The sequence below is a fragment of the Nocardioides sp. CPCC 206348 genome (genome assembly GCF_048654705.1).
In the GTDB taxonomy this organism is placed as follows: Bacteria; Actinomycetota; Actinomycetes; order Propionibacteriales; family Nocardioidaceae; genus Nocardioides.
On the sequence record NZ_JBMCZA010000197.1, the window covers coordinates 8,286 to 12,770 of the forward strand.

The window sequence follows — 4,485 nt, forward strand, 5'->3', positions numbered from 1 at the left end:
GAACCGGCCGACCTTCTCGATGCTCGCCACGACGCCGTACGACGCGTAGCGGTCCTCGAGGCGCGGGGCGACCAGGACCTGGGCGGGGTCGCCCGACTCACGGGCGGCGAGCTGGGCGGCGTCGATGGCGGCCCGGGCCGGCTCGTCGAGCTCGACGCGCACCACCATCCCGGGAAGCACCACCACGTCGGAGAGGAACAGCACGGGAAGCTGCACAGGGTTCGTCATGCACCTTCCAATGCATTCCGGGTTCGTGCTGTTCCGTTGTTCGCGGATGGCGAACCCGGGAACTTTCAGGCGTACAACTCCGCCGGAACGATCCGGACGGCGTACGGCGCCCGTGCGATCCACTCCTCGTCGCCAGAGACCAGCGCCGCGACCTCGTAGCGCCCGTCGCGCAGCTCCCACGCCGTCAGGCTGGGAACCTCGGGGTCCACGATCCAGTACGACGGCACACCGGCACGTTCGTAGAGCCGCTTCTTCCGCACCTGGTCGCGGCCACGCCCGCTCGGCGAGAGGATCTCGACGACGAGCAACGGTGGCTCCATCAGTCCGCGCTGCTCCGGCACGTGGCGTCCCACCACCATCAGGTCGGGCTGGACGACGGACGTGACCTCGAGCTCGACATCGAAGGGCGCCGCAAGCACGACCAGGCCCTCGGGCCGGGCCGCGTGCAGAGCCATGTGGAGCTCAGCCGACATCCGCTGGTGGTCGTAGGAGGGTGCGGGGACCACGGTGATCTCGCCGTCGAGCAGTTCGTAACGCAGTCCGTCATCGGGCAACGCGTAGTAGTCGTCGCGCGTGTGCCCCGGGCCGAGAGTCGGGGTGGTCATGGGTTCCATGGTGCCTCCTCACGCAGACAGCTCGCCAGCGTTGAGTAGGGCGAGATCAGCGGCCGACCGTCCTTGGGCCGCACCCCATGCGTCATGGCGGCCGCCGATCCTGCTCTCGGTCAACGCGCCTCCGAACAGGCGCTCGACCGTGTCATCGACCGCCCGCGCCCGACTCCGGAGCACAGGGAGCGAAGCGACAGCCCCGGCCTCGGCCAGGACAGCGCCGTTCGCCGCGGCCAGACGCTCCGCGATCCTCGACGCGAATCCGAGATGGAAAGAGCGACGGAAGGCAGAGGTCCGGGACCGGTCCCCTGCAACGGCGTTGCGGGCGGCCTCGGCGAGCGCACGGCCGACCTGCACGAGCAGCGAGGTGAACAGGACCTCGACGGCAGCGAGGTCGTCGGCATGACCGACGACGACGCTCAGGTCGAGGCCGTTGATCCCGATCGCCCGGCACCTGTTGGCATCAGCAACGGCAGCAAGCAGCGCCCCCTTCACCACGACATACGGCGGTTCGAGCAGCACTCGCGTCATGCACGGCTCATCTCCCGCCGGGCACTGTTCGAGCCGGACTCGATCCACGGCGTGCCTGGCCATCAACTCCTGGGCCTTCGCCGTCAACAGTTCTGCTTCGGCCTCGAAGGTGGTCGACTCCGCCTTGGCCAGGAGCTTGCGAATCCGGTCGAGCAGGGGGTCCGCCGCGGCGGCAAGCATCGGGGCACCCGTCGCGACCAACGAGGGATCGACCCCGGGCGGCGGGATGAGCAGGGGAAGTTGCGGCAACCGGGAGAGCACTCGCCATGCAGCCCCGACCGCGTCGTAGCACCGCCGCCGATCCAGTCCTTCCCGCCGTCGCCACTGGCGCAGCCAGTCGTGGCGGGTCGACTCGCCCCGGCTGTCCAGCCGGTCGATCTGGGCCTGCCAGCGCGGGTCGATCACCTGGGACGTGCGGCGGTCGTGGTCGGCAACGATCGCGAGATCGACGAGTCGCGCCGCGATCCGGTCGGCCTTCCGCGCCACGACGTGCACCAGTTCGCCGGGTTGCCAGCCCTGCGACCAGGCGCCAGCGATCACCTCGAGCAGGATCTGCTCCCCGGCGGGATCAACGACTGACACCGACCACAGCGCCAGCCGGTCTGACTCCGCGGTCGGCTGCCGTCTCACTTCCGTCGCCCGCCACAGCAGCCGTTGCCATGCCTCACGCACCGCCCGTACGTCATGCCGATCTGTCATCTGCTCCTCCTGCTCCGCGTGCCGGACCAGGGACGTTCGCCGACAGGTCGGACATCCGAACCACGGCGCCACCGGTCCTGTGGAGGAGGAACCGCCACAGGAATGCCTGTGGACGGTTGGCGGACGTGCGCGACGGAGCAGATTGACGCCGCGGCTCGTGGGCACGGTGGTCCGCATGACCGACAACGCACCCGTCCTGATCGAGGAACTCGACCGCCGCAACGACGCCCGTCGCGCCGCTCCCGGGGACCAGGCGGCCGAGATGGCGCTGTGGGAGGCCGCTGCCCGGCTCGGCCTCTGGTTCGTCGTGAACAACGGCACGACCGAGGAGCCGCGGCCGACGGGCCTGCAGCTCGAGGGCGTCGGCTCGCTCATCGCCGTCTACAGCAACCAGGCACGGGCGCAGGCGGCGGCTGGCGAGGGCACGGTCCTGGGCGTTCCGATGCCGGCTGCACTCGACTGGCTGGCGTCGTACGCCCAACGAGGGGTCAGCGGCATCGTGCTGGACCACCCGGGCATCGGCGCCTGGATTCCGCTGGCCAACCTCTCCTACCTCAAGCGCTGGGTCCCTGCCGGACAGGCACTGATCACGACGAAGGTGGTCATCGCCGCCCCCGACGTGCAACCCGCGATGGACGCGTACCGCGCCGAGCAGAACGACGACACGTACACCCACGTGCTGCGCCTCCTGCTCACGGCCGACCTGCTGGTCGTGGTCGACCCCGGCGGCGACGGCACGGCACCGACCCACATCCGCAACGGCCGGGGCGAGCGCGTCGCACTGGCCTTCACCGACAGCACCCGGCTCGCCGCCTTCTACGAGGGAAAGGCCGTCGACGTACAGCAGCGTCCGGCAGCCGGCGTCCTCGCCCTGGTGGCCGAGCAGTACGACGTACTCGTCATCGACCCGCAGCACCCGTCATCGTTCGCGGCGACGCCCGAGTGGATCCGCGGGGTGCTCGACGAGACGCGCTGAACGATCAGACCTCGGCGTCCTCGGCGAACTGCTCGTGGTTGCGGATGACCTCCGCGATGATCACGTTGAGGATCTTCTCGGCGAAGTGCGGGTCCAGCCCGGAGCTCTCCGCCATCGAACGGAGGCGGGCGATCTGCACCGACTCGCGCGCCGGGTCCGCGGGCGGCATGCCGGCCTTCGCCTTCAGCTGGCCCACCTGCTCGGTGCACTTGAACCGCTCCGCGAGCAGGTGCACGAGGGCGGCGTCGAGGTTGTCGATGCTCGACCGGAGACGGTGGAGCTCGGCCCGCGCTTCTTCTGCACTCACGGGCTCCATCCTGCCGTACGCGTCGGTAAATGCCGTGTGCAAGGCATTTCCGCGGACCTAACGTGATCGGTTGGCCCGCGTGTGCGGGTCGACGAGAACCAGAAAGGCAGACCAGAGGAAACCACGATGGAGAAGATCACGCCGAAGCTCATCAACTGGGCTTCGATCCTCGAGCAGGGCACGCGCGACCAGGCGGTGACGACGGCGACGATGCCGTTCATCTTCCCGCACCTCGCGCTGATGCCCGACGCCCACCTGGGCCTGGGGGCGACGGTGGGTTCGGTCATTCCGACCCTCGGCGCCATCATCCCGGCCGCGGTCGGCGTCGACATCGGCTGCGGCATGATCGCCGTGCGCACCCAGTTCACCGCCGACCAGCTGCCGACCGATCGGCGTCCGCTGCGCGAAGCCATCGAGCGGGCGATCCCGCTCTCAGCCGGCGCGGCCAACCGCAAGGTCAGCCGACCCCACACCGAGCAGCGGCTCGAGCAGCTCGCTGCCGCGGCGAGCGAAGCCGGCTTCGAGCCGGGCCGCTACGCGAGCCGGTGGGAGCTGCAGCTGGGAACGCTCGGATCCGGCAATCACTTCATCGAGGTCACCGTCGACGAGGAGCAGCGGGTCTGGCTGTTCCTGCACTCCGGCTCACGGGGCGTGGGCAACAAGATCGCCCAGAAGCACATCAAGGTCGCGCGCGACCTGTGCGAGAAGTGGTGGATCCCGCTGCCCGACAAGGACCTCGCCTACCTGGCCGAGGGCACCGACGAGTTCTGGGCCTACATCCGCGAGATGCGGTGGGCGCAGCTCTACGCGCTGCTCAACCGCGAGGAGATGATGGACCGGGTCGTGCGGCAGTTCGCCGACTGGGTCGGACTCGGGTCGGTCGACGACGTGGAGCGGTGCGAGGAGATCAACTGCCACCACAACTACACCGAGCAGGAGACCCACTTCAACAAGCAGGTGTGGCTCTCCCGCAAGGGCGCGATCAACGCCGAGCTCGGGCGGCCGGGGCTGATCCCGGGTTCGATGGGGACGGCGTCGTACGTCGTCAGCGGGCTCGGCAACAAGCTGGCGCTCAACTCCGCGCCGCACGGTGCGGGGCGGGAGTACTCGCGCTCTCGGGCCCGGCGCACGTTCAC

6 protein-coding genes are annotated in these 4,485 nt (G+C 69.5%); 2 read left to right on the forward strand and 4 right to left on the reverse strand.

Annotated elements, in window-relative coordinates:
• The 3 genes from ACOADB_RS18365 to ACOADB_RS18375 form a co-directional block, all read right to left on the reverse strand.
• A partial coding sequence (locus tag ACOADB_RS18365; RefSeq protein WP_378601626.1) for an LON peptidase substrate-binding domain-containing protein occupies positions 1-228 on the reverse strand: 228 nt, incomplete at its 3' end.
• A 65-nt stretch (positions 229-293) separates the two neighbouring features.
• Entirely contained in the window at positions 294-833 is a 540-nt protein-coding gene (locus ACOADB_RS18370) for a Uma2 family endonuclease (RefSeq protein ID WP_378601629.1), read from the reverse strand.
• An 18-nt stretch (positions 834-851) separates the two neighbouring features.
• Entirely contained in the window at positions 852-2,066 is a 1,215-nt protein-coding gene (locus ACOADB_RS18375) for a DUF2786 domain-containing protein (RefSeq protein WP_378601632.1), read from the reverse strand.
• Between the two features lie 175 nt (positions 2,067-2,241).
• On the opposite strand from ACOADB_RS18375, the gene ACOADB_RS18380 reads away from it, so the two are divergent.
• The gene (locus ACOADB_RS18380) at positions 2,242-3,042 is read left to right on the forward strand and encodes an SseB family protein (RefSeq protein WP_378601635.1); all 801 of its coding nucleotides are present in this window, start codon (positions 2,242-2,244) and stop codon (positions 3,040-3,042) included.
• 4 nt (positions 3,043-3,046) lie between these two features.
• Here the strand turns inward: ACOADB_RS18380 and ACOADB_RS18385 are convergent, their stop codons facing one another.
• Entirely contained in the window at positions 3,047-3,358 is a 312-nt protein-coding gene (locus tag ACOADB_RS18385; protein WP_378601647.1) for a chorismate mutase, read from the reverse strand.
• Between the two features lie 117 nt (positions 3,359-3,475).
• Between ACOADB_RS18385 and ACOADB_RS18390 the strand changes: the two genes are divergently transcribed.
• On the forward strand, positions 3,476-4,485 hold a 1,010-nt coding region (locus ACOADB_RS18390), incomplete at its 3' end, for an RtcB family protein (RefSeq protein WP_378601638.1).